Below are 26786 nucleotides of genomic sequence, written 5' to 3'. Positions count from 1 at the left end.
ACGCTCGTCATCAGTGAGCACGATCGGCACTGCTGTCGGCAACGGCATCCCACCAACGTACCCACTGACAACGATTTAAAGACTCACAACACTAGGTTGGACCTGTCAGCCGGCTGTGTGATCAATGAAGAGGGGTCCGTCGATGCCGACCGTCGCCATAGTCAGCGCCGGCTTCATGGGTTCAGGCTTGGGCGCCGCCCTGCTGAGCGGCGGCGCCCGCGTCGTCACCACGCTCGAGGGCCGCTCCACCCGCTCCCGCCGCCTGGCCGGGGCGGCCGGCCTCGAGATCCTGCCCACCCTGGCCGACGCCGTGGCCGTCGCCGACGTCGTCCTCTCGGTCACCCCACCGTCCGCCGCCGTCGACGCCGCCCGCTCGATCGCCGAGTCCCTTCACACGATCACGCCGGGGCCGGTTGTGGCTGATCTCAATGCTGTGTCGCCGGGGACCATGGAGCGGGTGGCCAGGGAGCTCGGCGGGCTGCGGGTGGTCGACGGGTCGATCTCGGGGCCGCCGCCCAGCGTCAAGCCGGGAGCCAGGGTCTATCTGTCGGGACCCGAGGCCGAGATCGTGGCGGGGCTGCCGTGGGCCGGGATGATCGAGCCGGTTGTTCTGGGTGAGCGGGTCGGGGCGGCGAGCGCGCTGAAGATGTGCACGGGCAGCGTCTACAAGGGATTGATGGGCTTGCTCACGCAGGCCATGCGGACGGCCGGGGCGCACGGCGTGCTCGACGAAGTGGTGGACGATCTCGCGCGCAATGGGCTGGCCGACAACGAAGGCGTGGCGCGGGCCGCGACGAAGGCGCACCGCTACGTCGGCGAGATGCGGGAGGTGGCCGCCACCCAGGCCGAGGCCGGGCTGAGTCCTGACCTCTTCACGGCCATGGCGGACGCCTTCGCCGACATCGCCTCGACCCGGCTCGCCGGCGACGACCCCGAGAACGACCGCGATCTCAGCCCGGCCGAGATCGTCGCGCGCCTGCGGAGAGACGGATGAGGGGCTCCAGGAAGGTCGTGGGGTGAGTCGGGGGTCTCGGGGCGGTGGATCACACCTTTGTCGATGTCATACTGGGGCGTCCCCGCTGGTCGAGAGGCTCGGAGCGTGATGTCCGCCCACGATGCGAGTGTGCGCCGGCCGACGTTGACCCAGGTTGCGGCTCTCGCGGGGGTCAGCCTCAAGACGGCGTCCCGCGCCCTCAACCGGGAGCCGAACGTGGCGCCCTCGACCGGGCGGCGGGTGCTCGACGCGGCCGACCTGCTCGGCTATCGGCTCAACGGGATCGCCCGGGAGCTGCGCCGAGGTGCCACCTCGGCCCTGGTGGGACTGGTCAGCGGTGATCTCACCAATCCCTTCTATTCGGCCGTCGCCAGCGGGATCGAGCGCGAACTGCGCCAGCACGGGCTTCTGCTGATCACCGCCAACAACGACGAGGACGCCGCCCTCGAGCGGAGCCTCGTCGACGCCTTCCTCGAACGGCGGGTGCGGGCCCTTCTCGTCATCCCCAGCGGCAGCGACCACGAATACCTGTCCATCGAAGGCAACCGCGGTGTTCCCTTCGTCTTCCTCGACCGGCCGCCGGACGGGCTCGCCGCGGACGCCGTGTTGATAGACAACGCGGGCGGGGCACGGTCGGCCGGCGAGCATCTGCTCGCCCAGGGGCATCGGAAGATCGCGCTCGTCGCCGACCTCAAGCGGATGGCGCCGCAGAAGGGACGCATCGACGGCTTCGTCAAAGCTATGCGTGCCGCCGGCAACAGCGAGTGGGAGCCGTACGTCCGGACCGATGTTCACGATGTCCGGCACGCCGAACATGCCGTACAGGAGCTCCTCGCCCTTGATCCTCCGCCCACCGCGATCTTCACGACGAACAACCGGCTGACCACCGGCGCCCTGCGCGGCATGCGGGACATCCGGGAGCAGCCGGCGCTGGTCGGCTTCGACGATTTCGACCTGGCCGACGTGCTCGGGACGACCGTCGTCGCCCACGACATGACCGCGCTCGGGCGGGAGGCGGCCCGGCTCGCCCACGAACGGATCAGTGGCCATACCGGCCCCGCCCGCACCATCGTTATTTCGACATCGATCATTGCAAGAGGGTCGGGTGAACGTTCACCACGGTAACGATCATCTATCCACAGTGTTCGCACGTAACGACACGGAAACAGTCGTTGACACCCGTGCGTTCAGGCGGCACCGTACTCCCGAATCGCGTGACAACGATGTCAATATCTCGATGGGAGACAGCTATGCGCTTCACTCGACGGGCTGCGGTGGCAGCCGTCAGTGTCGCCGCGCTCCTGACGGCCACGGCCTGTGGGTCCAGTGACGACAGTGGCGGCGACTCCGGCTCCAAGAAGGTCGAGGTCTTCACCTGGTGGGCCGACGGCGGTGAGAAGGCCGGGCTCGACGGCCTGGTCGCCCAGTTCGGCACCTCGTGTGCCGGGCAGACCTTCGAGAACGGCGCCGTGGCCGGTGGCGCCGGCGCGAACGCCAAGTCGGTGCTCGCGTCCCGGCTCCAGCAGGGCGACCCGCCGGACACGTTCCAGGCGCACGCCGGCGCCGAGCTCCAGGACTACATCAACGCCGGCCAGGTCGAGGACATCAGCGCCGACTACGACTCGTGGGGCCTCAAGCAGGCGTTCCCCAAGGGCCTGATCGACAACCTGACGGTCGACGGCAAGATCTACTCGGTGCCGGCGAACATCCACCGCGCCAACGTCGTCTGGACCAACAAGAAGGTGCTGGCCGACGCCGGCATCACCAAGGACCCGACCGACCTGGCCGGCTTCTTCGCCGACCTCGACAAGGTCAAGGCCAAGGGCATCAAGGCGCCGCTGGCGATCGGCAAGGACTGGACGCAGCTGATGCTGTTCGAGTCGGTCCTGATCACCGACCTCGGCCCGGAGAAGTTCACCGCCCTGTGGAACGGCGGCACCGACTGGAACGACCCCGGTGTCACCAAGTCGATCGAGGACTTCAAGAAGCTCCTCACCTACACCAACACCGACCGCGACGCCCTCGACTGGACCGACGCGGAGAAGCTGGTCATGGACGGCAAGGCCGCGTACCAGCTGATGGGTGACTGGGAGGCGGCCGACCTGGACGCCAAGAAGTTCGCCGACTACGGCTACTTCACCTTCCCGGGCAACGGCACCACCTTCCAGTGGCTCGCCGACTCGTTCGTGCTGCCGAAGGGCGCCAAGAACGCCGACGGCACCAAGTGCTGGCTGAAGACGGTCGGCTCGGCCGAGGGCCAGAAGGCGTTCAACACCAAGAAGGGCTCGATCCCGGCCCGTACGGACGCCGCCCCCACCGACTACCCGAAGTACCAGCAGGCCGCCATGGCCGACTGGAAGTCGGCGACCCAGGTCCCGTCCTGCGCCCACGGCTCGGCCTGCTCGCAGGGCTGGCAGGGCGCGGCCAACTCGGCCCTCGGCGCGTTCTCGACCAACCAGGACGCCGCCGCGCTGCAGAAGGCCCTGGCCTCCGCCGCGCAGCAGTTCGTCAAGAAGTAAATCTCTCGGTAAACGGGGCGGGGCGGCGAAAAAGCCGCCCCGCCTTTCCCAGTAAGGAGCCCTGATGCGCCGACTCCGGCAATGGGGACCGGGTCTGCTCCTGCTCTCCCCCTCGCTCATCCTGCTCGCCGTCTTCGTCTACGGCCTGATCGCCTGGACCACCAAGGTCTCGGTGTCCGACGAGCACACCGCCCTGGGGTCGAAGGGTTTCGTCGGCCTGGAGAACTACACCAAGCTGTTCACCGACGACATCAACGACCGCTTCACCCACTCGCTGAAGAACCTGCTGATCTTCACGGTGGTGTTCCTGGTCGGCGCGATGTTCTTCGGCCTGCTCTGGGCTTTCCTGCTCGAGCGCGGCGTACGGGGTGAGGGCTTTTTCCGAACGGTCTACCTGTTCCCGATGGCCGTCTCGTTCGTGGCCTCCGGCGTCGTGTGGCGCTGGCTGATGAACCCGAACACGGGCGACAACGCGGGCGGCCTGAACGCCGTGTTCGGCGCGATCGGCCTCGACTTCCTCGAGAACAAGTGGTGGACCAACCCGAACTGGGGCATGGCCGCGATGGCGATGCCCGCCATCTGGCAGCTCTCCGGCTATGTGATGGCGCTGTTCCTGGCCGGCTTCCGCGGCATCCCGCAGGAGCTGCGCGAGGCGGCCGCGATGGACGGCGCTTCGACCTACCGCCTCTACCGCAACGTCATCTTCCCGCAGCTGACGCCGGTGGCGCTGTCGGCGCTGATCATCCTCGGGCACATGTCGATGAAGATGTTCGACCTGATCATGAGCGTCTCGGGACCGCAGTGGCTCACCGAGGTGCCCGCCGTCTACGTCTGGCAGACGCTGCTGACCAGTGACTATGCCAAGGCCGCGGCGATCTCGATCATCCTGCTGCTGCTCGTGGCCGTCGTCATCGTCCCGTACCTGATCTACACCAACCGGGCGGAGAAGAACGCATGACCGCCGTCGCCGCCCCGCAAGAGGCGCTGGAATCGCTGAAGCCGCGGACCAAGCCGCGCCGGCCCTTCGGTCTGGGCTCGATCGTCAAGTACGCGCTGGTCCTGCTCTTCCTGATCATCGTGCTGATGCCGATGTACGTGCTCATCGTGACCAGCTTCAAGTCCGGCTCCGACATCGGCGTCACGAGCCAGTGGAACCTGCCCGAGACGTGGACCCTCGCCTCGTGGGAGAAGGCGTGGGACTCCCTGCACGCGTCCTTCATCCGCACGTTCGAGCTGGCCATCCCGGTCGCCCTGATCTCGTCGGTGATCGGCGCGGCCAACGGCTTCGTGCTGTCGCGCTGGCGCTTCCCCGGCGCCGACCTGGTGTTCACGCTGATCCTGTTCGGCATGTTCATCCCGTACCAGGCCGTCATGATCCCGCTGCGCGACATCGTCACCACGATCGGCATCCCGCCCGGCATCCCGACCCTGGTCTTCGTGCACTGCGTCTACGGCATCCCGATCTGCACGCTGATCTTCCGGAACTACTACGCGACGACCGTGCCCGAGGAACTCGTCGAGGCGGCCCGGGTCGACGGGGCGGGACTGCTGCGGACGTTCGCCTGGATCATCCTGCCGATCTCCATCCCCGGCTTCGTGGTGACCGTCATCTGGCAGTTCACGTCGGCCTGGAACGACTACCTATTCGCGATCTTCCTGTCCAACACGAGGAACGGCCCGATCACGATCGCGCTCAACGCGCTGGCCGGCGCGCAGTCGCCGGACTACGCGGCCTCGATGGCGGGCGCGCTGATCACGTCGCTGCCCACGCTCGTGGTGTACGTCCTGCTCGGCCGCTGGTTCATCGGCGGTCTCATGGCCGGCTCGGTCAAGAGCTGAGCCGGTACGGCTTCCCGGCGCGCCCCCACCGAGACGCGCCGGGAAGCCGCCGGCACCAACTTCCGGTGAAGGTTTGGTCTCTCACCCAATCGGGGCGAAGCGCCCGGCCCCGCTTGGCCCTAAGGTTCTGTCTCGTGACCACCGAGGACGTCGACGGCTTCGCCGCGCGCATGGCTTACGCCCTGCACAAAGATCCGGCTGACGACGTACGCCGGACGACGCTCCACCTATGGATCATCGCGGTCACCCTGGCCTGGCTGTTCGCCGTCCCGCTCGTGGTCCTCTACGGCCTGATCACCGATTCCGGCGCCGCCTTCACCCTGGCCACCGTGCTGATCGTCGCGTTGCCGTTCACCGCCGCGGCGCTCGCCACCAAACACGGCCGTTTCGGACTGGGTGGGCTTTACGTCGTACTCACCCTGCTCATGGCTCTTCCGGCGGCCGGCATCGCCCAGCTCGGCTGAATGTAGGGCACGATGGCCTCATGGCCGACAAGGGCGAGGAGCGCGACGGGGTCACGCTGACAAACCTCGATCAGGAGTTGTACGAGGGTGCGGGCGCCACCAAGCGCAACCTGATCGACTATCTCGACGCGGTCAGCGATCGCATGCTGCCGGTGCTGCGTGACCGGCCGCTGTCGGTGATCCGGCTGCTGCGCGGCCAGGAGAGATTCATGCAGAAGAATCTCCCGAAATACACGCCGGAATGGGTGCCGCGCACGGCGGTGTGGGCCGAGGCGTCGCATCGCGAGGTCACCTACGCGCTGTGCAACGACCGGCGGACCCTGCTCTGGTTCGGCAACCAGCGCGCCATCGAATATCACCCGGCGCTCATGCTCGCCGGCGACCACCACCCGACCCACCTGATCATGGATCTGGATCCTCCCGAAGGTGACGGCTTCCAGAAAGCCGTGCAAGCCGCCCGCCTTGTGCGGGCCGCGCTGACCGAGATCGGCATGGCCGGCGCGGTGAAGACGAGCGGCTCCAAGGGCGTGCACGTCTTCGTGCCACTCGACGGCAAAGCCGACGCCGAGGAGGTCGCCGCGGCCACCCGCGCGGTCGCCGCCCGCGCCGAGCGCCTCGACCCCGAGCTGGCCACCACCGCCTTCATCCGCGAGGACCGCCACGGCAAGGTCTTCCTCGACGCCACCCGCTCGGGCGGCGCCACGGTGGCCGCCGCCTACAGCCCCCGGGCCCGCCCCGGCGTCCCCGTCTCGTTCCCGGTCGCCTGGGACGACCTCGACGACGTGACCCCGGCCGACTTCACCGTCCACACCGCACCCGGGTTGCTCGCCCAAGGCCATGACTGGGCGGCCGCCATGCCCTCGCCCCAGAAGCTGGACGAGGGCCTGATCGAGGAGGGCCGGACCATCCCGGTCGCCCGGGTGCAGGCCATGCACGAGGGCAAACGCCGCGCGAAGGCCCGCCGCGAGGCCGGCTGAAACAGCCCGGCCCGAAACAGCGCGGCGACGTCAGGCCGGGGTGAACAGCAGCGACACGTTCTGGCCGCCGAAGCCGAACGAGTTGCAGATGGCGGCGCCGATGGCCTGCTTGCGGGGCTCGCCGGTGACCACGTCGAGCGTCACCTCGGGCGCCTTGTTCTCCAGATTGAGGGTGGGCGGGATCAGCCCCTCGGCCACCGAGAGCACGGTGATGATGCTCTCCACCGCGCCGGCCGCGCCCACCAGGTGGCCGATCGCGCCCTTGGGGGCGGTGAGCACCACGTCGTCGCCGAGCGCGGCGCGGATCGCCGCCACCTCGCCCACGTCGCCGACCACGGTCGACGTGGCGTGGCAGTTCAGGTGGTCGATGTCGCCCGGCGTCAGGCCGGCCGTCCGCAGCGCGGCCTCGAGAGCCCGGATCTGCCCCTCGCCCGACGGCTCGGGGCCGGTGATGTGGTACGCGTCGGAGGTCACCCCGAAGCCGGCGACCCGGGCCACCGGCCGCGCGCCGCGGGCCGCCGCGAACTCCGCCCGCTCCAGGACCACGACCCCGGCGCCCTCACCGAGCACGAAGCCGTCGCGGTCGACGTCGAAGGGCCGGGACGCCCGCTCGGGCTCGTCGTTGCGCTTGGAGAGCGTGCGGGACTGGGCGAACCCGGCCACCGTGATCGGGGCGATGCACGCCTCGGAGCCACCGGCGATGACCACGTCGGCCTCGCCCGACCGGATCAGCCGGACGCCCTGGGCGATCGCCTCGGCCCCGGACGCGCAGGCGGCCGAGGTGGTGTAGACGCCGGCCCGGGCCCCGAGCTCGATGCTGATCCAGGCGGCGGCGCCGTTGGGCATCATCATCGGCACGGTCAGCGGGGAGACCCGCCGCGGGCCCTTCTCCTCGATCACGTCGTCCTGGTCGAGCAGCGTGGTGACGCCACCGATGCCGGTGCCGATGACGACGGCCAGCCGCTCACCCTCGACCCCCGGCGTGCCCGCGTCGGACCAGGCCTGGCGGGCCGCGACCAGCGCCGCCTGCTGGCAGCGGTCCATGCGGCGGGCCTGCACCCGCTCCAGCACCGTGTCGGGCGAGACCGCCATCGGCGCACCGATGCGGGTCGGCAGCTCGTCGAGATGGGCGTAGCCGGCCAGCACGTCGTCGATGCGCCGCACCCCCGAGCGGCCCTCGAGCATGCCCTGCCAGAGCGCGTCGACATCGCCGCCCAGTGGGGTCGTCGCACCCAGCCCGGTGATCACAACATCCGTCATAGTTGTATAGCGTACAACTATGACCGAGCCACCACGTGCACGCGGCCGCCGTACCCGCGACGCGATCCTGACCGCCGCCGAGGCGCTGTTCGCCGATCGCGGCCCGGCCGCGGTGAGCGTGGCCGACATCGCGAGCGCGGCCGGCGCCCACCCGCACCAGATCACGTACTACTTCGGCTCCAAGGACGCGCTCTTCGTCGAGGCCGCCTTCCGGCTCCTGCTCCACCAGGCCCGGCGGCTGGAGCCGATCGGCCTGCGCCGCCGGTCACCGGAGTCGTTCCGGATGGCCCTGGCCCGTACGGCCCTGGCCCTGCCCGCCGTGCCCGTCGCGGTGCACGCGATGGCGGTGAGCCGGCTGCGCCCGGAGCTGCACGCCTCCGTACAGCAAAGCCTGTCCGTCCTCTTCCGCCAGGCCGAGCGTTATCTGCTCGACGTCCTCGACCGCCGCGGCTGGGTCATCGACCGGCCGGCCCTGATCGAGGCGCGCACCTTCTGGACCACCGTCTTCGGCGCCCGACTGATCTCCGAGAGCGGCTACGGCGGTCAGTCGGCCGACGTCGACCTGGCCGGCGTGCTCACGGTACGCAGCGCCGGCCGGTAGATCAGCTCCTGCGTGCGCCCGTCGAGGGTCCGGGTCTCGAGCAGGTCGAGGTCGAAGTCGGCGGCCCCGGCGAAGATCGGATCGCTCCCGGTCCGCCCGGTGACCACCGGGAACAGCGTCGCCTGCACCCGGTCGACCAGCCCGGCCGCCATCAGGGCGCGGTTCATGGCCAGGCTGCCGTGCGAGCGCAGCGGAACGTCCGACTCCTCCTTCAGCCGCGCCACCACCTCGACGGCATCGCCCTTGACGAGGGTCGCGTCCGGCCAGTCGAGCGGCCCTTGCAGGGTGTTCGACACGACGATCGCCGGCAGGTTCCGCATGCGGGTCACCCAGGCGTCGTACACGGTGTCCTCGGTCCCGGCCGAGAGCAACTGGGTGAAGGCCCGGTAGGTGTTGGCCCCGAACACCATCCGCTGCGGTGTCTCGTACTGGGCCAGGCGGTGCGCGAGCAGCTCCGGCCCTTGCTTGCCCCAATAACCGCCCCACGAGGGGTCGGTGGCCGTGCCGAAGCCGTCAAGGCTGGTGAACACGTCGAAGGTGTATGTCGTCGTCATGCCGGTCAGACCGGCGCCGGGGCCGGAACTCATCGGCCTAGAGCAGATCGCGCCAGAACGGCACCGTGGCCCTCGGCTCGGCCGGGGACGCCGAGCCCAGGCCGAACTCCCGGTGCAGCCAGTCCTCGATGCCGGCGCCGTAGTAGACGACGTCGGTCTGGTAGACCGACAGGACCGGGTGGCCGGACAGGCCCGCCGGCAGGAACCGATGCGCGTAGAGCGGCACCAGCCGCGGGACCGTCAGCAGATAGCCGCGGGCCGCGGCGACGGCGGCCTCGGCCGCCTGCGGCCGGGGGCCCCACCCGCCGTACCAGAAATCGTTGGAACCGACGTCGAAGAGAACGCCCTCGACCGGCCAGGCCAGCCGCTCCCGCAGAGCCGCACGATCGGGACCGCGCCAGTCGGGCCAGCCCCGGCCCGCCGGCAGCCCGGCGGCCAGGAACGCGCGATGATCGTCGCCGAAGGAGAACCCGAACTCCTCCTCGATCGCGCCGAACTCGGCGTCGCTCAGCCCGGCAGCGATCGGGAAGCGGCCGGAGGCGGCCAGTAGTTCCGCGGCGGTCACCCGGCTACCTTAGGTACTCCGTTCGGCGTACGGAAGTACTCGGGAGGCGTCGGTGCAGGTGACGGCGGCTGGACGACGCGGTGGGGCCCCCGGCGAAAATAGCGTCCTGTCCATGAACAGATATCTGACCTCCACCCTCACCCTGGTCGGCGTTCCGGCCGGCCTCGCCATCACCGGCGGCAACGTCGACACGGTCATGACGGTGTCGCTCGCGGTCTGGCTCGCCGTCCTGGCCCTCTTCATCCAGCGCGGGCCACGGACCGTCCTCGTCGTCTCGCTGCTGTCGATCGCCGCGATGCGCGGCAGCTGGCTGGTCGACTCCGGCTGGGTGTGGCCGGCCACGGCCGCCCTCATCGCCGTCGTGCTGGCCGGCCACCTGCGCACGGCGGCCATAGCGGGCGGCACGGCCCTGGCGTACGGCTTCGCCTGGGACGGTTTCGTCGTCTCGGAACACGGCAGCACCTGGACCCTGGCCCACATCGGCGGCGAGTCCTTGTGGCTGGCCGCGGTGCTGGCCGTCGCCACCGCCTATCGCAGCACGGTCCGCTGGCAGACCGAGGTGGCCCACCGCCTCGAACAGGACGAGCACGAACGCGAGCTGGACGCCCGCCGCCGCCGGGCCGAGGAGAGGGTGGGCATCGCCCGCGACCTGCACGACGTCGTCTCCCACACGCTGGCCGTGGTCGGCGTCCACCTGAACGTGGCGCTGGACTCCTTCGACAGCGACCCCGACGAGGCGCGCTCGTCGCTGCGCCTGGCCCAGGAGGTGCGGGGACGGGCCATGACCGACCTCAAGTCGCTGGTCGACGTGCTGAGGGAGGGCGCGGCACCGGCGATCGGCGAACCGGCCGACGGACTCGAAGGCCTGGAACGGCTCACGGAGCAGGTCAGGTCGGCCGGGCTGGCGGTGTCGTTGAACGAGTTCGGTGAGCGGGAGCTGGTGCCGGCGCCGGTCGCGACGGCGGTGTACCGCGTCGTGCAGGAGTCGCTGACGAACACGGTGCGGCATGCGGGGGCGAGCCGGGTGGCGGTGACGGTCCGATACGCGCCGGCCAGCGTGGTGGTGGACGTGCAGGACAACGGCACGGCGGCCGACACGGTGATCGACGGCAACGGCATCGCCGGCATGCGCGAGAGGGTGGCGGCGCTGGGCGGGGCGCTGACGGCCGGCGCCGGCAGGGGCGGCTTCACCGTCCGGGCAACGATCCCGTTCACCGCGTGACACCGAAGCCGACCCCGCCCTCCCAGGGGGACCCCCATCCAACAGGGCCATCCTCGCAAAATCCGGCGGCGCCCGCCGAGCGCCTGTGGACAACCGGGGAATGTGGATGACGGGCGGGTGCTCGGCACGACATGATTCAGCTGGAGGGGACGATGACGATCTCGGTTCTGCTCGCGGACGACCAGCACCTCGTGCGGGCCGGCTTCCGGAGCCTTCTTCGGCGCGACAAGGAGATCGACGTCGTCGGTGAGGCCTCCAGCGGTGACGAGGCTGTTCGCAGCGCGCGTTCCCTCAAGCCCGATGTGATCCTCATGGACATCCGGATGCCCGGCATGGACGGCATCGCCGCCACCAAGGCCGTGCTCGCCGACAACCCGGACACCAAGGTCATCATTCTGACGACCTTCGAGACCGATGAGTACGTCTTCGCCGCGCTGGCCGCCGGTGCCAGCGGCTTCCTCACCAAGGAGATCGCCCCGGACGGCCTTCGGCAGGCGGTCCGGGTCGTGGCCGCGGGCGACGCTCTTCTCTCGCCCAGCGTCACCCGGCGGGTGGTCGGCCAGTTCAGCCACCGCCCGGTCGCCGCCGCCAAGGGCGAGGACCGGCTGGCCGTGCTGACCGACCGGGAGCGTGAGGTCGTCCGCATGGTGGCGGCCGGCCTGTCCAATGAGGAGATCGCGCGCGAGCTCGTCATCAGCCCGCTGACCGCCAAGACCCACATCAGCCGGGCCATCGCCAAACTCGGTGTCCGCGACCGCGTCCAGCTGGTGATCATCGCTTTCGAGGACGGATTGGCGGGATGAAGAGAATTCTGGTGTACGGCGTCACCGGCGCCGGCAAATCGACGATGGCCGCCCGCATCGGCGAGCGCCTCGGCCTTCCGTACCACTCGATCGACGACCTGATGTGGGAGCCGGGCTGGGTGGAGGTGCCCGATGAGATTCAGCGCGACCGCATTCGCGAGGTGTGCGCCGCCGACGCCTGGGTGATCGACGCGGCGTACATGAAATGGGCCGATATCGTCTTGTCGCGAACCGATCTGATCGTCGGTCTCGACATGCCGCGCCACGTCTCCTTCGGCCGGCTCGTGCGGCGCTCGCTGACCCGCGTGATCCGGCGCACCGAGATCTGCAACGGCAACCGGGAATCGTTCCGGAACCTTCTCCTCGACCGCGATTCGCTCCTGTACTTCCATTTCCGGTCGTGGGGCCGCAAACGCGCCCGCATGCGCCAGTGGCAGGCCCACCCGGACTTTCCCGAGACGATTCTGCTGCGCTCGCCGGGAGAGGCACGCGACTGGCTCGCCTCCCTTTAAGGTCAGAACATGTCTGATGACGTGCTGTGGAATGTCATCGCCACGGGGAAGCTCGGCACCGTCGCGACGATCAAGAAGGACGGGCGGCCGCAGCTGTCCGACGTCAGCTACATCGCCCTGCCCGGCCTGGTCCGCTTCTCGACCCGCACCAGCCTGGCCAAGGTTCACAATCTGCGCCGCGACCCCCGGGTCAGCGTCAAGGTGACCGCCGCCGACGGCCACGGCTACGCGGTCGGCGAGGGCACGGCCGAGCTGAGCCCGGTCGCCTGGCGGCTCGACGACCCGGTGGTCGAGGAGCTGATCGAGATCTACCGCCTGATCACCGGTCACGAGCACCCCGACTGGGACGACTTCCGCCGCGCCATGGTCACCGACGGCCGCCTGGTCTGCTCGATAAAGGTGGAACACCTTTACGGCTGGGTCGCCGCTTGATAGTTCTCACCCGTCAGGAGGCGCGCCGCATAGCCGTGCGCGCCCAGTTCCTCACCCGCGACCGCCCTCGCGGGCTTTCCGAACTGGTGGAACATCTGACCCTTCTCCAGTACGACCAGACGAGCGCCGTCGCGCCCAGCGCCGACCTGATCGCCTGGAGCCGTCTCGGGGCCTCGTACCGGCCCGAACACCTCACCGAGGCCCTCGAGGACCGCACCTTCATCGAACTCAAGGGCATGATCCGGCCGTACGCCGACATCTCGCTTCTGAAGGCCCGCATGTCCGCCTGGGACGACCCGGACGACCAGTTCAGCCATCCGCGGGCCCACGCTTTCGTCGCTGCCAACGCCGACTGCCGCCGCGACATCCTGAGCCGCCTCGACGACGGCGGCCCGCTCCCCCAGTCCGAGCTCCCCGACACGTGCAAGGTCCCCTGGTCGTCCTCCGGCTGGAACAACAACCGGAGCCTGACGATGCTGCTGGAGTGCCTGGCCTCCCGGGGCGAGATAGCCATCGGTGACCGCGACGGCCGCGAGAAGCTCTGGGACCTGGCCCACCGCGTCTACCCGTCGGAGACCGTCCCCGAGCCCGAGGCCACCAGGATCCGCGACGAACGGCTGCTCCACTCCCAGGGCCTGCTCCGGGCCCGCCGCGGCGTCGAGGCCGGCGAGCCCGCCACCGTCAAGGGCGTGCGGGGCACGTGGCGGGTGGATCCGGCGTACCTCGATCTCCCCTTCGCCGGGCGTACGGCGCTCCTCTCCCCCTTGGACCGCCTCATCTTCGACCGCAAGCGCATGGTCGACCTCTTCGAGTTCGATTACGCCCTGGAGATGTACAAACCACCCGCCCAGCGCAAATGGGGCTATTGGGCCCTGCCCATCCTCCGAGGCGACCGTCTGATCGGAAAAGTGGACGCCACAGCCGACCACCGCAACCGGGTCCTCCGCGTGGACGCCGTCCACCAGGACACGCCCTTCTCCAGTGCGACGGACACCGCCGTCCTCCACGAGATCCAGGACCTGGCGAACTGGCTCGGGCTGGGCCTCGACCTGCCCGCCGATTTCTGAACCTCAGTAACAGTCGATCAGTGCGGCCGGCATGCTCTCCGTGCCGTCCACGACGACCCGCACCCCCGTGACTCCGGGCAGCGTACGGGCGGACGGCAGCGATCCGCAGTCGAACGTCGCGCTCGTGACCGTGGCCGTGAACCACTGGCCCACGTTGTCGATGGTCGCGGCGGCGGCGACCTCGGGACGGTCCTTGTAGACCTCCCTCGCGAGGGCCAGAGCCTCGGCGCTGGTCTGGTGATCGATCGGGCCCTCGTGCGGACGCCGCTCGAGCAGCTCATGGACGGCCGCCGTCTGCCCGTCCGTCGCCGCCGATCGCATCGAGACCGTGACGGTGTACTTGTGCTCGACCGGCTCCCGGAAGCCCGCGAGCAGCAGGCCGCCCGCGCCGGCGGCCGCACCCACGAGCAGGGCGGACAGGGCGACCGCGAAGACGATCGCCCTGGTGCTGAAGTGCGCGGGCCCGGGCGGCGTGTACGGCTGCGGGGTGGGGAACTCGGTCACGCCGGGCAGCGTAGGGGGTCCTAGTAGCAGGCGATCATGGCGGGTGGCTCGCTCCTGGAGGCCGTGCGGGCGACCTGGAGGTCGCTGTATCCGGGCAGTTTGCGGATGGAGGGCAGGGAGCCGCAGTCGAACGTGGCGCTCTCCGTGGTCAGCCGGAAGGACTGGGGCATCTTCTCCGGGGTCAGGGCCTCCAGGATTTCGGGCCGGTCCTTGTAGAGGTCCTTCGCGTCGGCGAACGAGTCGGCGCTGCTCGTGAACTCGATCCCGGTCTGGTGCGGGAGCTGCTCCAGCTGCGCGCGGATGTCGGCCTTCTGCGCCTCGGTCACCTCCGGCTTCATCCAGACCGTCACCTTGTACGCCTTCACGTCCGGTTTTTCGAAGCCCGCGTACAGCAGATAGCCCACGCCGCCGGCCGCTCCGGCCAGGATGCCGGCGAGGGCGATCAGGACCGCGACCGCGATCAGGAGTGGCCGGCGGGGCGGGAGGGGAGAAGGTTCGGTCACGCCGGGCATCGTATAGAAGGCCTTGCACCCGATTTGCACCCGAGAACACAGCCGTGCCTCAGCCGAAACCTTCAAGGCACGCGCCCACGGCCCGATCTCCGGAGTACGACCACCGCCGACACCCGGAGATCAGATGGCAGGCAGCACCGCTACGCGCCGCTGGTATGCGGCGTGTGCGCTGACCGGCGCGCTCGTCGCCGTCTTGGCCGTGGTCCTCGGCGTGGGCATCGGAGGAGATGACGTGACGAGTACGGTCTCCAACTTCGGGCTCTGCGCCGTGGCCGTGCTGGCCGCCGTCGCCTGTCTCGGGCGGGCCCGAACGTTCAGCGGGCGGATGCGCGCCGGCTGGGGGCTGATCGGGCTCGGCGTACTGAGCTGGGGCCTCGGTGAGGGCGTCTGGACCTATCTCGAGATGGCGCGCGCCGACGAAATGCCGTTCCCGTCGGCCGGCGACATCGGCTATCTGGGCATGACCCTGCTGACCCCGATCGGCCTGCTGGTGCTGCCGAGCCGCGCCCAAGGTGTGGCCAACCGGGTCCGCAGCGTCATCGACGGTCTGATGGTCGCCTGCTCGCTCGTGCTGATCGCCTGGATATTCGTGGTGTCGCCGCTGCTGGAGAACGGCCGGGGCAGCGGGCTCGCGCTCTACATCAGCCTGGCCTATCCGCTGGGCGACGTCGTGACGATCACGATCGTGCTGTACATGCTGGCCCAGCAGCGACGGCACGGGCGTACGTTCGCTCAGCTCGCGCTCGTCGGCGCGGGCATCTCGGCCTTCGCGGTGTCCGACATCGCCTACGCCTATCTCCAGCTGGTCGACCGCTACAGCTCGGGCGGGCCCACCGACATCGGCTGGTTCGCCGGCTTCCTGCTGATCCTGCTGGCCGCGGTCAAGCCGTCGTCGCCGGCCGGTGACGACGAGGGGACCGACAACGGCCAGCCGGTCGGCATCCTGCTGCCGTACGTCGCCGTCCTGGCCGCGCTTCTGACTTCGGTGATCTGGTACGCCAAGACGGGGCACAGCAACCTCTTCGTGGCGTACACGCGGTCCGCGCTGATCCTGCTCATCGTGGGGCGCCAACTGCTCACGCTGCGGGAGAACCGCAACCTCACCCGTACGCTCGAGGCCCGCGTCGCCGACCGGACGGCCGAGCTGTTCGCCAGCGAGCAGCGGTTCCACGCGCTCGTGCAGCACAGCTCCGACGTCGTCACCGTGGTCAGCCCCGAGGCCGACGTGCTCTACCAGAGCGAGTCGGTGCAGCGCGTCTTCGGCTATCCGGCCCGGGTCTTCACCGGCCGGCGGCTCACCAAGATGCTCGACCCCGAGTCGGGCCTGCGGCTGGCCCAGGCGCTGCGGCAGGTCGCGGGCCGGCCGTACGCGACGACCGTGCTGGAGCTGGTGGTCCGCCACCGTGACGGGCGGGTCCGCCAGGCCGAGATGACCATCACGAACCTGCTCAGCGACCCGAGCGTGGCCGGGCTCGTGCTCAACACCCGCGACATCAGCGAGCGCAAGGAGCTTCAGGACCAGCTCGTCCACGAGGCGTACCACGACGCCCTGACCCAGCTGGCCAACCGGGCGCTGTTCCGGGAGCGGGTCAGCGACGCGCTGCACCACCGCGCCGAGGGCGGCGAGGTCACCGTGCTCTTCCTCGACCTGGACGGGTTCAAGGAGGTCAACGACAGCCTCGGTCACCTGGCCGGCGACCAGCTCCTGGTGCAGGTGGCCGACCGGCTCCGGTCCTCGGTGCGCTCGGCCGACATCGTGGCCCGCTTCGGCGGCGACGAGTTCGCCGTCCTGATCATCACCGCTCCCGGCGGCGACGCCGACGAGGCCGAGCAGGTCGCCCAGCGGATCATCGACGCCCTCGACACGCCGTTCGGCGGGGAGAGCCGCGACATCCACGTGCAGGCCAGCATCGGCCTGGCCTCGGCCGACATGCTCGGCGACGCCAAGGACGGCGCCGAGCAGCTCATGCGCAACGCCGACCTCGCCATGTACAAGGCGAAGTCGGCCGGCGGGAGCGGCTACGCGACGTACGACCCGGAAATGCTCTCGGGTCTCGTCGCCCGTCTCGAGCTCGAGGCCGACCTGCGGCTCGCGCTGGAACGGCACCAGCTGCACCTGCACTACCAGCCGACGATCAACCTGGCCACCGGCGAGGTGATCGGCTTCGAGGCGCTGGCCCGCTGGGAGCATCCGACGCGCGGCCTGATCCCGCCGGCCGAGTTCATCCCGATCGCCGAGGCGACCGGCCTGATCGTGCCGCTGGGCCGCTGGGTGCTGCGCGAGGCCTGCCGTCAGGCCGTCGCCTGGTCGGCCGAGGGCGGCCGCCCGGTGAAGATGGCGGTGAACGTCTCGGTGCGCCAGTTCGACCGGACCGACCTGGTCGAGGTCGTCGCCGGCATCCTGGCCGAGACCGGCATGCCGGCCGACCAGCTGTGCCTGGAGATGACCGAGAGCGTCCTGATGACCGACACGGACGACAATCTCGAGCAGCTCGTACGCCTGAAGGCGCTGGGCGTCACGCTCGCCATCGACGACTTCGGCACGGGATATTCGTCGCTGGCCTATCTGCGCCGCTTCCCGGTCGACACGCTGAAGATCGACCGTTCGTTCGTGGAACGCCTCGGCGCCCTCACCGACGACACGGCCCTGGCCGACACGATCGTGCAGCTCGGCAAGAGCCTGGGCATGGACACGGTGGCCGAGGGCATCGAGGAGTTCGTCCAGCTCGAGGCGCTGCGCGAGATGGGCTGCCACTTCGCGCAGGGCTACTACTTCTCCCGCCCGGTCCCGGCCGAGCAGGCCGGACAGCTGTTCGTCCAGGGCGCCCGTGCTGCTGGCTGATCGGCGTCGCGGCACCCACCGCGCCACCGGCCCCGGCGGTCTGCGCCGGGCCGGCCGTCTGCGGGAGCTGCTCGTCACCGGCGTCGTCGACTCGTTCGGCATGGCCCTGGGCTGGACCTTCGTGGTGCTCATGGGCACGGCCCGGGGCGGGCTGGGCGAGGCCGCCCTCTACAACGCGGCCATGCTGGTCGGCACGGTGCTGTCGGCCCCGGCCGCGGGCTGGCTGTCGAGCCGCCTGAACGGCCGGGCCCTGCTGCGCACGGCGGCCGGCGTCGAGCTGCCGATGCGCTTCCTGGTCCTGTTCGGCGTGGTCGCGGGCCTGCCGGCCTGGCTGGTGGCGGCGCTGATCCTGATCATGCACACGGCGGCCTGGGCCGGCTACGCCGGGCTGCGGGCCGAGGTGACGGCGGTGGACGCGTCGCCGCGCACGATGACCCGCTTCGTGATCTGCATCGTGAGCGTGGAGGCGGCGGGCACGGCCCTGGCCGCCCTGCTGCCGTCGGGCCCGGACGGCCGCCCGGCGGGCTGGCTGCTCCACGCGGTCTTCGTCGTCTTCCTGGGCACCCTGCTGCCGGTCATGCTGATCGCCCGCCGCGCCCGCATCATCCCGGCCGGCTCGGTCTTCCCCCGTTCCCCGTCCCGCGGCCGTCACGCCAAACCGGGCTGGCGCCTGCCCATGCCCCGCCTCATGCTGGCCGGCGGCGGCGTCATGCTGATCGCCGCCGGCCCGTCGCTGCTGGCGGTCCCGGTCACCGAGGAGCTGTACGGAAGCGGCTGGGTGGCGGGGGCGGCGGTGGCCTTCTGCGCCGGAACGCTGCTGGCCGACAGCGCGGTGGGCTGGATCGAACGCCTGGGCCTGCCGGCCGTGCTGCGGTGGTCGCTGTGGGGCCTGGGCATGCTGGCGGGCTGGATCCTGGCCCCGGTCTACGCCCCGTTCGTGCTCCTGGCCCAGTTCGCGGCCGGCTTGGCGACAACCGCCTTCGAGGGCGACATGGACGCCCGGGTGGCCGCCGAGGCGTCACCGGGAACCCTGACCCGGGACCTGGCCTACAGCGCGTCGGTCCGGGCCCTGGGTGGCGCGGTCGCCGTACGGGCCCTGCCCATGATGATCGCCGCCCCGGCCATCGGCATGGCGGCCAGCGCGAGCGCCCTGGTCCTGGGCGTGCTGTCCCTGATCATCTGGGCCGGCCTGACCATGGCCCCCCGCCTGTTCCACCGCCTGGCCCACTGACGGCGAAGAGCCCCGCCCAGTTGCCGCTGGGACGGGGCTCTTCTCGGATCCGCTACCTCATGAGACCCGGCAGGTCCGGCACCCCCATGACGAAGTAGTACATCGTGATCGTGGCGGCTACCACGAGAATCAAGCAGAGGCGAAATGTTGCGGGCCACGATCCGATCGCCTCTCTCACGACGTCCATGAAATCTTTGCGCATCCGTAGCACCTCCTCCCCCGGTCGAATTAGATCTTCCACTCACGCCCAAAAGTGAAGGATCATTGACACTCGGTAATTGTGCCCCAGAATCACAAGGACTTTCCAGCCACAAATCATCATCCGACGACAAAGGCCGGATTGCCCGTCGCAAAAAGCGGACAATCCGGCCTGATTCGAGGTAGCCGCCTCGAATGTTGGCACTGCCGTCGAGTCATGAGGCAGCGGATCCGCAATCAGTATGCGAGATCGATCCTTAGTTGCCAAGTATCCGCTTGCACTATGGCGCTCTGACTTTCACCGGCCGATGAAAGGCCATTCGCCGGGCGTCCAATTGACGATCGCATACGGACCGGCGTCGCCCCGCCGGGTCGCAAAGCGCCTGACCGAGGCCTGCAACAGCCGAGTTGCAGCCCGACGGCCTGCCGTGGGCACGACGCTCGGCGGCATATCGGACATGGCGGTCTGCCAACGGCAATCTGCCAGGTAGCAGAATTTCGTAGTCCACTATCTCACCACACGAACATCGTGAGATTCCTTCAATTCCGAAAATGGACAGCGAAGCCCATCGGCGGTACCCTTGCGCGGTTAACTCACACGCGGGTTATGACTTGACTCCATCAGGCTTATCCGCCAAATGGCGTACAAGCCTCGACGCCCGAGCCTATTGTAACCGCAAGACAGCATTCAGCAATACCTTCGGCGACCCTCAAAGCATAGGTGATCTTCAATGAATTCAGGTGAATGGCGCACGAGCACGCGCAGCGCGGGCGGGAATTGCGTCGAGGTCTCCTACCAGGCCGATCAAGAGGTCATCCTCGTGCGTGACACCAAGGCGGAAGGGCGTGGACCCGTCCTCACCTTCACCCGGAGCGAGTGGTCCGCCTTCGTGGGCGGCGTCAACGACGGAGAGTTCGACCTTCCGGCGCGGGCATGACCTGGCGTCCGGGCGGCTTGTCCGCCCGGACGCCGAACTTCAGGACCGGTCGAGGCTCGCGACCGCGCGCTCCACGAGCACCAGTGCGTCCTCGTTCTTCCGCGCGACCTGCTCGATGCCCCAGAAGGCCTCCAGATAGCTCGCCGCCTCCTCGATGTCGTCCCGGATCAGCCACTCTCCCCGGGGATCCTCGAGGTAGAGGATGTCCTCGCTCTCGTCGGCCGAGGGAAGTTCGAGCAGGGCGTACGCCCCTCGCATGCGCGGATAGAGCCCCTGGCTGAACGGAACGATCCAGATCGTGACGTCCGGCTGTTCGAGCGTGGCCGCGAGCCGCTCGAGCTGGCGGCGCATCGTGCCCGGGCCACCGACCCACCGATAGAGCACCGCTTCGTCGAGCGCGAAGAAGAGCTCCGGCCGATCCGCTCGGGAACTCAGCTGTTCCTGACGCTTCATCCGCAGGCTGACGAGATTGTCGACCCGCCCCACCGAGACCGCGTCGGCCGCCTGCGGCGCCATCTCGGCCAGCGTCGCCTGGGCGTAGTCCTCGGTCTGCAGAAGGCCGGGCATCAGCAGCGGCTCGTAATTGCGGATGATCGAGGCCGCCGACTCGTAGCTGAGCAGATTGGCGAAGTGGGTCGTCATGGTGTCCGTGTCCCAGTACGGCCGCCACCAGGCCGGTTCCTTGGCGGCCCGGGCCATCGCGATCAGCGAATCGATCCGCTCCTTGTCGGTGATCCCGTAAAGCTGGAGCAACACGCGAAGATCATTCACCGCGATGGCGACCGCACCGGCCTCGATCCTCATCAGCTTGGAATCGGACCAGTCCATCTCCGGCGCGACTTCCTTCTGGGACAGGCCCGCGGCCTCACGCGCCTTGCGCAACTCCACCCGCAGGCGCCGGCGCTGCACCATGGGATCGAGACCGCTCGCCATACGCACCTCTGTCAGGCATCTGCACGGATTCGCCGAGTGATTCGCAGCATAGTGGATGGTCAGCCCAGAGCCCGCTGGACCACCTGGAGGACCTGGTCGGGGGTGATGCCGTGTCTGTGGGCGATCGCGTCGAGGTCGTGCCCGTCGCCGTACTCGGCGACGATGGCGTCCTCGTCGAGCACATTAGGCACCCAGGCGGGGGTGCCGGGCGGGTGATACCCGGCCGGCGGCGGAGGCGGCGGCGCGTAATAGGCCTGCGGCGGATAGGGCTGTGGCTGGTGGTAACCCGGCGGCGGATACGGCTGGGACTGCGGCGGCGGCCCGTAATAACCCGGCGGCGGCCGTCTCGCGCGAAGCGCGGTGGGGAGCGTAGTAGCCCGGAGGCGGCGGCGGATACGCGGGCGGGGCCGCCGGGCCGACCTCGCGCTCGACGATGGCGTAGACCTGAGCGACGGTCAGGCCGTAGCGGGCCGCTATGCCCTCCACATCATGGCCGTCGCCGAACTCGGCGACGACGCGGTCCTCGAAGGTCGCGTAGGGATCGGTCACCGGCTAAGCGTCGCGCTTCAGGATGTACGTGTCCATGATCCAGCCGTGCTGATCGCGAGCCTCCTGGCGCGTCTTGACGATCTCATCGGCCACGTCGGCCACCCGCCCCGAGCGGAGGATCTCGTCGGCGGTGCTCACGTACGCGCCCCAGTAGATCTGAGCGTCCGGATGAGCCGTGAACGCCTGCTGCGCGTCCAGCATCACCACCACGTCGTCCACTCCCTCGGGCCAGCCTTCGGCCAGGCGCCGGCCCGTCGTCACCTGGAAGGGACGGCCGACCCGGTTGAGGGGCACCCGGTGTTTCGCGGCCAGCGCCGACACGCTGCTGATGCCGGGGATCACCTCGTACTCGAACTCGACGTTGCCCCGGGCCAGCACCTCCTCGACGATGGCGATCGACGAGTCGTACAGACCGGGGTCGCCCCAGACCAGCAGCGAACCCTGCTGGTCATCCTTGAGGTGCTCGAGGATCAGCTCCTCCACGACCAGGGCGCGGCGGCTTCGCCAGTCGGCGATCGTGCCCTCGTAGTCGGCCGGCGTACGGTCGCGGTCGGGGTCGCGGCCCTCGACGATCTTGCGGGTGGGCTTGGAATAGCCGCGGATGATGCGTTCGCGCAGGTCGACCAGGCTCTGCTTGACCTCGCCCTTGTCGAGGACGAAGAAGACGTCGGTACGCCCGATGGCCTTGGCCGCTTGCAGGGTGAGGTGGTCCGGGTCGCCGGCGCCGATCCCGATCAGACAGATTTTCCGCACCTGGGCAAGTGTGCCGTAGCCGCGCCGGAGATACGCCTCTCGGGGTCGACTTTCGGACGGTTCCCAGCCGCACACCTGGGGTGCATCTTGGTCTGAGGGAGGTGGACGCCTTGACTGACGACCTGCGGCTCTACCTGGCCGAGGAGGGCGCCGACGCGGAACGGCTCGACCTGCTCACCGGCCAGGTCCGTGACCAGATCGGGCTCCTCGACGTGGACGACGTGCGCCGGCTCACCTCGGCCGAGGCGCCGCCGGCCGGCGCCCGGGCCATCGACGTGGGCGCGGTGGGCGCCCTGCTGGTCATGCTCGGCAACTCGGCCACCGGTCTCAAGGAGGTCGTCTCGGTGGTGCGCGGCTGGCTGGGGCGCGGCGACGGCACCCGCCGGACCGTGCGGCTCGAGCTGGGCGGCGACGTGCTGGAGATCTCCGAGGCGAGCGAGGCCGAGCAGCAGCGGCTCATCGACCTTTTCGTGCACAAGCACCGGGGCGAGACATGAGCCGCAAAGCCCTGATCGTCGCCAACGACACGTACGAGCACGAGGGTTTCCGCCGTCTGCTCGCGCCGGCCGCCGACGCCTCCGCTCTCGCCGACGTTCTGGGAGACCCCAACATCGGAGATTTCGATGTACGGGTCGTGAGCAACGAACCGGCCTACGTGATCCAGGAGCGGATCGAGGACCTGTTCGCCGACAGCCGCCCCGACGACGTCCTGTTGCTGCATTTCTCGTGTCACGGGCTCAAGGGCGAGTCGGGTGAGTTGTTCTTCGCGACCACGAACACCCGGCCCAACCGGCTCGGTTCGACCGCCGTCTCGGCCGACTTCGTGCAGCGCTGCATGCGGGCGAGCCGGTCGCGCAGTGTCGTGTTGCTGCTTGACTGCTGCTACGGCGGCGCGTTCAGCCGGGGCGTGCGGGTACGCGCGGCCGGCGACGTCGACGTGCTCGACAACTTCCCGGGCGGCAGCCGGGGGCGGGCGGTCATCACCGCTTCCAGCGCCATGGAGTACGCCTTCGAGGGCGACCAGCTCGCCGACAACCAGAGCCGCCCGTCGGTCTTCACGTCGGCGCTCGTGGAGGGCCTGGCCACCGGTGAGGCCGACCGCGACCAGGACGGCTGGGTGTCCCTGAACGAGCTCTACGACTACGTCTTCGACCGCGTCCGCGAGCGCACGCCGCATCAGACGCCCAGCCGCGACATCGAGATGCAGGGCGAGTTGTACGTCGCCAGGAGCCGCCGCCCGATCCCGGAGGTGCGCCCGCCGGCCGCCGCCCCGGCCGAGCCGTCGAAGCCGAGCGGCCGCCGCCGCTGGGTGTACGCGGCCGGAGTGGCCGTGCTCGTCACCGCCGCCGCCGTGACCGCGCTGCTGCTGAACGATTCGGACGATCCGGCGTCGTACGCCCAGGACGGCCCCTTGCCCGCCGGCAACTTCGAGGCGGCGGCGCCCTGGCGGCTCCTGATCCGCGACAACATCCAGGGCAACGACGTGGGCTGCACGGTCACCATGGTCCACAACGACAGCGGCCAGCCGATCGCGTTGCCGACGGCCGTCTACGCCCCGATGGCGTTCCAGATCCAGCGCGACGGCACCTTCAACTGGTCGGTGAACGACCCGGGCTGCCTGACCACCCTCCAGTCCGGAGCCGGCCACGCCGCTGTCCCCTTCGTGCAGAGCACGCTGGGCGACACCGACGCGTTCGACGTCTCCGGGCCGGTCGCGATCGAGGTGATCGACTTCCACGGCAACAAGAGCTGCGACTTCACGCTGCACGACGCGGCGACCGGCGGGCAGCTCGATTTCGGCACGGTTCCCGAGGGCGGCGGCCCGCTGACGCTGCGGCCCGGCGGCAGCGACAAGGTCTACTTGTGGAACCAGTACTGCACGGCGCGGATCACCGCCGCTTAGTCGGGAAGGATCGGCACAGACGGGCCCAGCTGGCGGCCGATGGTGGCGGCCCGGGTCAGCGACGACGAGCCGAAGCGGTCGCGGATCGCGTCCATGGCCAGGTCGAGACCGTCGTCGTCCGTGTCGTCGAACAGCGACGGCTGCACGTGGCCGTCGCCGTCGAGGTTGCTCACGGCCACGCCGACCAGGGTCAGGCCGCGGGTGTCGATCAGCGGCCGGGCCTCGGCCAGCAGCTGCCGGGCCGTGCCGGCGATGGTGCGGGTCTGCATGGTGGCCTTGAGCAGCGAGCGCGATCGCGTGGCCCGGCCGAAGTCGTCGAAGCGCAGGCGCAGCGTGATGGTGCGGCCGGCCCGCCGGGCGCCCCGCATGCGGCGGGCGACCCGGTCGACCAGCGCGTCGAGGGTCGCCTCGATCTCGGTGAACGGGCGCGGCCGGCGGCCCAGCGCGCACTGCGCCCCGATGGAGCCGCGGCGGTGACCGACCCGTACCCGCCGGGGGTCCCGGTTGTGGGCCAGCGCGTGCAGATGGCGGCCCGCGCCCGCGCCGAGCAGGGAGACCAGGGCCGCCTCGCCGACCCGGGCCACATGACCGACCGTGTCGATGTGGCGCTCACGCAGCTTGGCCGAGGTGACCGGGCCGACACCCCAGAGCCGCTCGACCGGCAGCGGGTGCAGGAAGGCCAGCTCGCCGCCGGCCGGCACCTCGAGCAGCCCGTCCGGCTTGCCGACGGCGCTGGCCACCTTGGCCAGGAACTTGGTGCCCGCGATGCCGACCGTGATGGGCAGGCCGACCCGCTCGCGGACCTCGGCCCGCAGGCGGCCGGCGATCTCGCGCGGGGTGCCGCTGACCCGCAGGAGCCCGCTCACGTCGAGGAACGCCTCGTCGATGGAGATGCCCTCGACCAGCGGGGTGGTGTCACGGAAGATCTCGAAGACGGCCTTGCTGGCCGCCGAGTAGGCGCTCATGCGCGGCGGCACGACGACGGCGCCGGGGCACAGCGCCCGCGCCTGGGCCACACCCATCGGCGTACGGACGCCTCTGGCCTTGGCCTCGTAGCTGGCCGCCAGGACCACGCCCCCGCCGACCAGGACCGGCCGGCCGCGCAGGGCCGGGTCGTCGCGCTGCTCGACCGACGCGTAGAAGGCGTCGAGGTCGGCGTGCAGGATGGCCACGCCGAGAGCATAGAACACCTGTTCGAATACGTCACGCAGGGTGTCGATATTCGTTGGTTTTCTTCGGATGGACAACGGAATGTAACGAAGCTTTACGTCCGATCGTGACGCCGGTCATGTTCCTCGGGGAATTCCGCGACGAGAATCTCTGTTGTCGCATTCAGACTTGAGCGCACAACGCTCAACCTTTATGAGAGTTCCGCTGGAGGAACCACCAATGTTGCTCAGTAGCGCGACGGTTCGTGACCTGGACCGGCTCACCGCTCGCGTGTTCGACACTGCTACCCGCAGCTCCGGCGCGCGCCTCGATGCCTACCGCATCGACGACCACTTCTTCATCGACATCGACCTGCCCGGCGTCGACCCGGCCGGCATCGACATCACCGTCGACCACAACGTGCTGACCGTCCGCGCCGAGCGCAAGCGCCGCGCCGACGGCGAGGACGCCGACGTGATCGTCGCCGAGCGCCCGGCCGGCCCCGTGAGCCGTCAGGTGTTCCTCTCCGACACGCTGGACACCGACCGGCTCGAGGCCCGCTACGAGCAGGGCGTCCTGATCCTGGACATCCCGGTGGCCGAGAAGGCGCAGCCGCGCAAGGTGGCGGTCACCGCCGTCTGAGGGCCTTTCAGTGCCCGAACAGCAGCCAGTTGACGTTGAGGAACTCGCTGCCGTCGTCCCGGGCGAACACCAGGTGGACGGTGTGCCGCCCGGTGGTCGGCGTGAGGGTCACTTCGTCCGTACGCCAGGTCTGCCACCCACCGGTGCGGGTCACCCGCATCGTGCCGATCACCGGCCCGTCCGGGCTGTCCAGCCGGATCTCCATGCGCCCGCCGTCGGCCGCGTCGGTGGCGACCCGAACGTCCACCTTGGTCGCCGGCACCTCACCGAAGTTGAAGTCGTCGAACCGTAGCCGGTCCCCGTTGGCGATCCAGCCGACGTTCTGCCCACCACCCTGATCCTCGGTGTCCTGGGCTTCGATCCCCACCTTCTCGTCGGCCGCCTCGGCCTGAAGAGTCGGATAGACCGTCGGCACCGGCGGCGGGCTGGTGGTCGGCGCGGGCTCCTCGGCCGCCTCCGACGCCTCGCCCGCCCTGTCCGCCGAAGCTGACGGCACAGGCGGCAAAGCAACAGCCGGCGCCGACGAGTCCTGCCAGCGCCCGATCAGATAGCCGACCAGCAGCAGCCCGAACGCCGCCAGCGCGAAGAGCGTGCGCTGCCGCCATCGATGCGCCCGCGTGCGGTAAACCCGGCTGCCACCGCTACCGGCCGAGCCCTCAACACCGGGCCCCGCCGGCGGAAAGCCCTCAGAACCCGGCCCTCCCCGCGACGCCGACCTCATGCCGGACATTTCCGGCGGGAAGCTTTCAGCGCCCGCCCCTCCCCGCGCGGGCAGCCCTGCACCGGACATTTCCGGCGGGAAGCTTCCAGCGCCCGGCCCTCC

General features: G+C 69.7%; 31 protein-coding genes. 19 read left to right on the top strand and 12 right to left on the bottom strand.

From position 1 onward, the window contains the following. Positions 1-142 precede the first annotated feature (142 nt). From ACFY36_RS30390 to ligD, 7 genes are all read left to right on the top strand, one after another. Entirely contained in the window at positions 143-994 is an 852-nt protein-coding gene (locus ACFY36_RS30390; RefSeq protein WP_499749312.1) for an NAD(P)-dependent oxidoreductase, read from the top strand. A 129-nt stretch (positions 995-1123) separates the two neighbouring features. Continuing rightward, positions 1124-2119 (top strand): LacI family DNA-binding transcriptional regulator, encoded by a 996-nt coding sequence (locus ACFY36_RS30385; protein ID WP_499749311.1) that lies wholly within the window; start codon positions 1124-1126, stop codon positions 2117-2119. A gap of 125 nt (positions 2120-2244) precedes the next feature. Further along, positions 2245-3513 carry an ABC transporter substrate-binding protein gene (locus ACFY36_RS30380; RefSeq protein WP_499749310.1) on the top strand — a complete coding sequence of 423 codons (1269 nt, stop codon included), beginning with the start codon at positions 2245-2247 and terminating at the stop codon, positions 3511-3513. 64 nt (positions 3514-3577) lie between these two features. Then, a complete protein-coding gene (locus ACFY36_RS30375) occupies positions 3578-4471 on the top strand; it encodes a carbohydrate ABC transporter permease (protein WP_499749309.1) in 894 nt (297 codons plus the stop codon). Continuing rightward, entirely contained in the window at positions 4468-5352 is an 885-nt protein-coding gene (locus tag ACFY36_RS30370; protein WP_499749308.1) for a carbohydrate ABC transporter permease, read from the top strand. The genes ACFY36_RS30375 and ACFY36_RS30370 overlap by 4 nt, the downstream gene beginning before the upstream one ends. Before the next feature lie 134 nt (positions 5353-5486). Then, entirely contained in the window at positions 5487-5816 is a 330-nt protein-coding gene (locus tag ACFY36_RS30365) for a hypothetical protein (protein WP_499749307.1), read from the top strand. Between the two features lie 20 nt (positions 5817-5836). Beyond that, entirely contained in the window at positions 5837-6793 is a 957-nt protein-coding gene (gene ligD / locus ACFY36_RS30360; RefSeq protein WP_499749306.1) for a non-homologous end-joining DNA ligase, read from the top strand. Positions 6794-6823: 30 nt separating this feature from the next. Here the strand turns inward: ligD and ACFY36_RS30355 are convergent, their stop codons facing one another. Then, entirely contained in the window at positions 6824-8053 is a 1230-nt protein-coding gene (locus ACFY36_RS30355; protein WP_499749305.1) for a beta-ketoacyl-[acyl-carrier-protein] synthase family protein, read from the bottom strand. 19 nt (positions 8054-8072) lie between these two features. On the opposite strand from ACFY36_RS30355, the gene ACFY36_RS30350 reads away from it, so the two are divergent. Then, a complete protein-coding gene (locus ACFY36_RS30350) occupies positions 8073-8654 on the top strand; it encodes a TetR/AcrR family transcriptional regulator (protein ID WP_499749304.1) in 582 nt (193 codons plus the stop codon). Here ACFY36_RS30350 and ACFY36_RS30345 read toward each other — a convergent pair. Together ACFY36_RS30345 and ACFY36_RS30340 are read right to left on the bottom strand one after the other, a co-directional pair. Next, positions 8597-9241, bottom strand: a complete 645-nt coding sequence (locus ACFY36_RS30345) for a dihydrofolate reductase family protein (RefSeq protein WP_499749303.1) — start codon at positions 9239-9241, stop codon at positions 8597-8599. The genes ACFY36_RS30350 and ACFY36_RS30345 overlap by 58 nt on opposite strands. Before the next feature lie 4 nt (positions 9242-9245). Continuing rightward, on the bottom strand, positions 9246-9773 hold the full coding sequence (locus ACFY36_RS30340; protein WP_499749302.1) for a hypothetical protein: 528 nt from the start codon (positions 9771-9773) through the stop codon (positions 9246-9248). A 112-nt stretch (positions 9774-9885) separates the two neighbouring features. Between ACFY36_RS30340 and ACFY36_RS30335 the strand changes: the two genes are divergently transcribed. The 5 genes from ACFY36_RS30335 to ACFY36_RS30315 all read left to right on the top strand — a co-directional run bounded on the left by ACFY36_RS30335 (position 9886) and on the right by ACFY36_RS30315 (position 13809). Beyond that, on the top strand, positions 9886-10995 hold the full coding sequence (locus ACFY36_RS30335) for a sensor histidine kinase (RefSeq protein ID WP_499749301.1): 1110 nt from the start codon (positions 9886-9888) through the stop codon (positions 10993-10995). 152 nt (positions 10996-11147) lie between these two features. After that, entirely contained in the window at positions 11148-11798 is a 651-nt protein-coding gene (locus ACFY36_RS30330; protein WP_499749300.1) for a response regulator, read from the top strand. Positions 11799-11809: 11 nt separating this feature from the next. Next, on the top strand, positions 11810-12310 hold the full coding sequence (locus tag ACFY36_RS30325) for a P-loop NTPase family protein (protein ID WP_499749299.1): 501 nt from the start codon (positions 11810-11812) through the stop codon (positions 12308-12310). 9 nt (positions 12311-12319) lie between these two features. Beyond that, the gene (locus ACFY36_RS30320) at positions 12320-12742 is read left to right on the top strand and encodes a PPOX class F420-dependent oxidoreductase (protein ID WP_498654420.1); all 423 of its coding nucleotides are present in this window, start codon (positions 12320-12322) and stop codon (positions 12740-12742) included. Continuing rightward, on the top strand, positions 12739-13809 hold the full coding sequence (locus ACFY36_RS30315; protein ID WP_499749298.1) for a DNA glycosylase AlkZ-like family protein: 1071 nt from the start codon (positions 12739-12741) through the stop codon (positions 13807-13809). The genes ACFY36_RS30320 and ACFY36_RS30315 overlap by 4 nt, the downstream gene beginning before the upstream one ends. A 3-nt stretch (positions 13810-13812) precedes the next feature. On the opposite strand, the gene ACFY36_RS30310 is transcribed toward ACFY36_RS30315, so the two are convergent. Further along, positions 13813-14313, bottom strand: coding sequence for a hypothetical protein (locus tag ACFY36_RS30310; RefSeq protein ID WP_499749297.1), 501 nt, complete (start codon positions 14311-14313; stop codon positions 13813-13815). 20 nt (positions 14314-14333) lie between these two features. Beyond that, complete coding sequence (locus ACFY36_RS30305) at positions 14334-14816, bottom strand: permease-like cell division protein FtsX (RefSeq protein ID WP_499749296.1); 483 nt, start codon at positions 14814-14816, stop codon at positions 14334-14336. Positions 14817-14949: 133 nt separating this feature from the next. Here ACFY36_RS30305 and ACFY36_RS30300 point away from each other — a divergent pair, with 133 nt between their 5' ends. Beyond that, complete coding sequence (locus tag ACFY36_RS30300) at positions 14950-17667, top strand: putative bifunctional diguanylate cyclase/phosphodiesterase (protein ID WP_499749295.1); 2718 nt, start codon at positions 14950-14952, stop codon at positions 17665-17667. After that, positions 17654-18898, top strand: a complete 1245-nt coding sequence (locus ACFY36_RS30295) for a hypothetical protein (RefSeq protein ID WP_499749294.1) — start codon at positions 17654-17656, stop codon at positions 18896-18898. Before ACFY36_RS30300 ends, ACFY36_RS30295 begins: the two co-directional genes overlap by 14 nt. Positions 18899-18950: 52 nt before the next feature. On the opposite strand, the gene ACFY36_RS30290 is transcribed toward ACFY36_RS30295, so the two are convergent. After that, on the bottom strand, positions 18951-19100 hold the full coding sequence (locus ACFY36_RS30290) for a hypothetical protein (RefSeq protein WP_499749293.1): 150 nt from the start codon (positions 19098-19100) through the stop codon (positions 18951-18953). 727 nt (positions 19101-19827) lie between these two features. Here ACFY36_RS30290 and ACFY36_RS30285 point away from each other — a divergent pair. After that, positions 19828-20034, top strand: coding sequence for a DUF397 domain-containing protein (locus ACFY36_RS30285; protein ID WP_499749292.1), 207 nt, complete (start codon positions 19828-19830; stop codon positions 20032-20034). A 39-nt stretch (positions 20035-20073) separates the two neighbouring features. Here ACFY36_RS30285 and ACFY36_RS30280 read toward each other — a convergent pair whose 3' ends face one another. Genes ACFY36_RS30280 through cobF form a run of 4 tightly spaced genes read right to left on the bottom strand, consistent with a single transcriptional unit; the run spans position 20074 to position 22269 of the window. Beyond that, complete coding sequence (locus ACFY36_RS30280) at positions 20074-20967, bottom strand: helix-turn-helix domain-containing protein (RefSeq protein WP_499749291.1); 894 nt, start codon at positions 20965-20967, stop codon at positions 20074-20076. Positions 20968-21026: 59 nt separating this feature from the next. Then, the gene (locus ACFY36_RS30275) at positions 21027-21149 is read right to left on the bottom strand and encodes a hypothetical protein (protein ID WP_499749290.1); all 123 of its coding nucleotides are present in this window, start codon (positions 21147-21149) and stop codon (positions 21027-21029) included. A gap of 1 nt (position 21150) precedes the next feature. After that, positions 21151-21516 (bottom strand): hypothetical protein, encoded by a 366-nt coding sequence (locus tag ACFY36_RS30270; RefSeq protein ID WP_499749289.1) that lies wholly within the window; start codon positions 21514-21516, stop codon positions 21151-21153. Between the two features lie 3 nt (positions 21517-21519). Then, positions 21520-22269, bottom strand: coding sequence for a precorrin-6A synthase (deacetylating) (gene cobF, locus ACFY36_RS30265; protein WP_499749288.1), 750 nt, complete (start codon positions 22267-22269; stop codon positions 21520-21522). A gap of 110 nt (positions 22270-22379) precedes the next feature. On the opposite strand from cobF, the gene ACFY36_RS30260 reads away from it, so the two are divergent. Further along, positions 22380-22766 carry a hypothetical protein gene (locus ACFY36_RS30260; protein WP_499749287.1) on the top strand — a complete coding sequence of 129 codons (387 nt, stop codon included), beginning with the start codon at positions 22380-22382 and terminating at the stop codon, positions 22764-22766. After that, positions 22763-24172: a caspase family protein gene (locus ACFY36_RS30255; RefSeq protein ID WP_499749286.1), complete on the top strand. Its 1410-nt coding sequence runs from the start codon at positions 22763-22765 to the stop codon at positions 24170-24172. Before ACFY36_RS30260 ends, ACFY36_RS30255 begins: the two co-directional genes overlap by 4 nt. Here ACFY36_RS30255 and dinB read toward each other — a convergent pair. Then, the gene (gene dinB / locus ACFY36_RS30250; RefSeq protein WP_499749285.1) at positions 24169-25344 is read right to left on the bottom strand and encodes a DNA polymerase IV; all 1176 of its coding nucleotides are present in this window, start codon (positions 25342-25344) and stop codon (positions 24169-24171) included. The genes ACFY36_RS30255 and dinB overlap by 4 nt on opposite strands. A 217-nt stretch (positions 25345-25561) precedes the next feature. On the opposite strand from dinB, the gene ACFY36_RS30245 reads away from it, so the two are divergent. After that, positions 25562-25963 carry an Hsp20/alpha crystallin family protein gene (locus ACFY36_RS30245; protein ID WP_499749284.1) on the top strand — a complete coding sequence of 134 codons (402 nt, stop codon included), beginning with the start codon at positions 25562-25564 and terminating at the stop codon, positions 25961-25963. A gap of 7 nt (positions 25964-25970) precedes the next feature. Here ACFY36_RS30245 and ACFY36_RS30240 read toward each other — a convergent pair whose 3' ends face one another. Beyond that, entirely contained in the window at positions 25971-26684 is a 714-nt protein-coding gene (locus ACFY36_RS30240; protein WP_499749283.1) for a carbohydrate-binding protein, read from the bottom strand. Positions 26685-26786 lie beyond the last annotated feature (102 nt).

The organism is Actinoplanes sp. NPDC000266, assembly GCF_042899005.1.
Taxonomy (GTDB): domain Bacteria; phylum Actinomycetota; class Actinomycetes; order Mycobacteriales; family Micromonosporaceae; genus Actinoplanes.
This window is presented reverse-complemented; position numbering and strand designations above follow the sequence as displayed.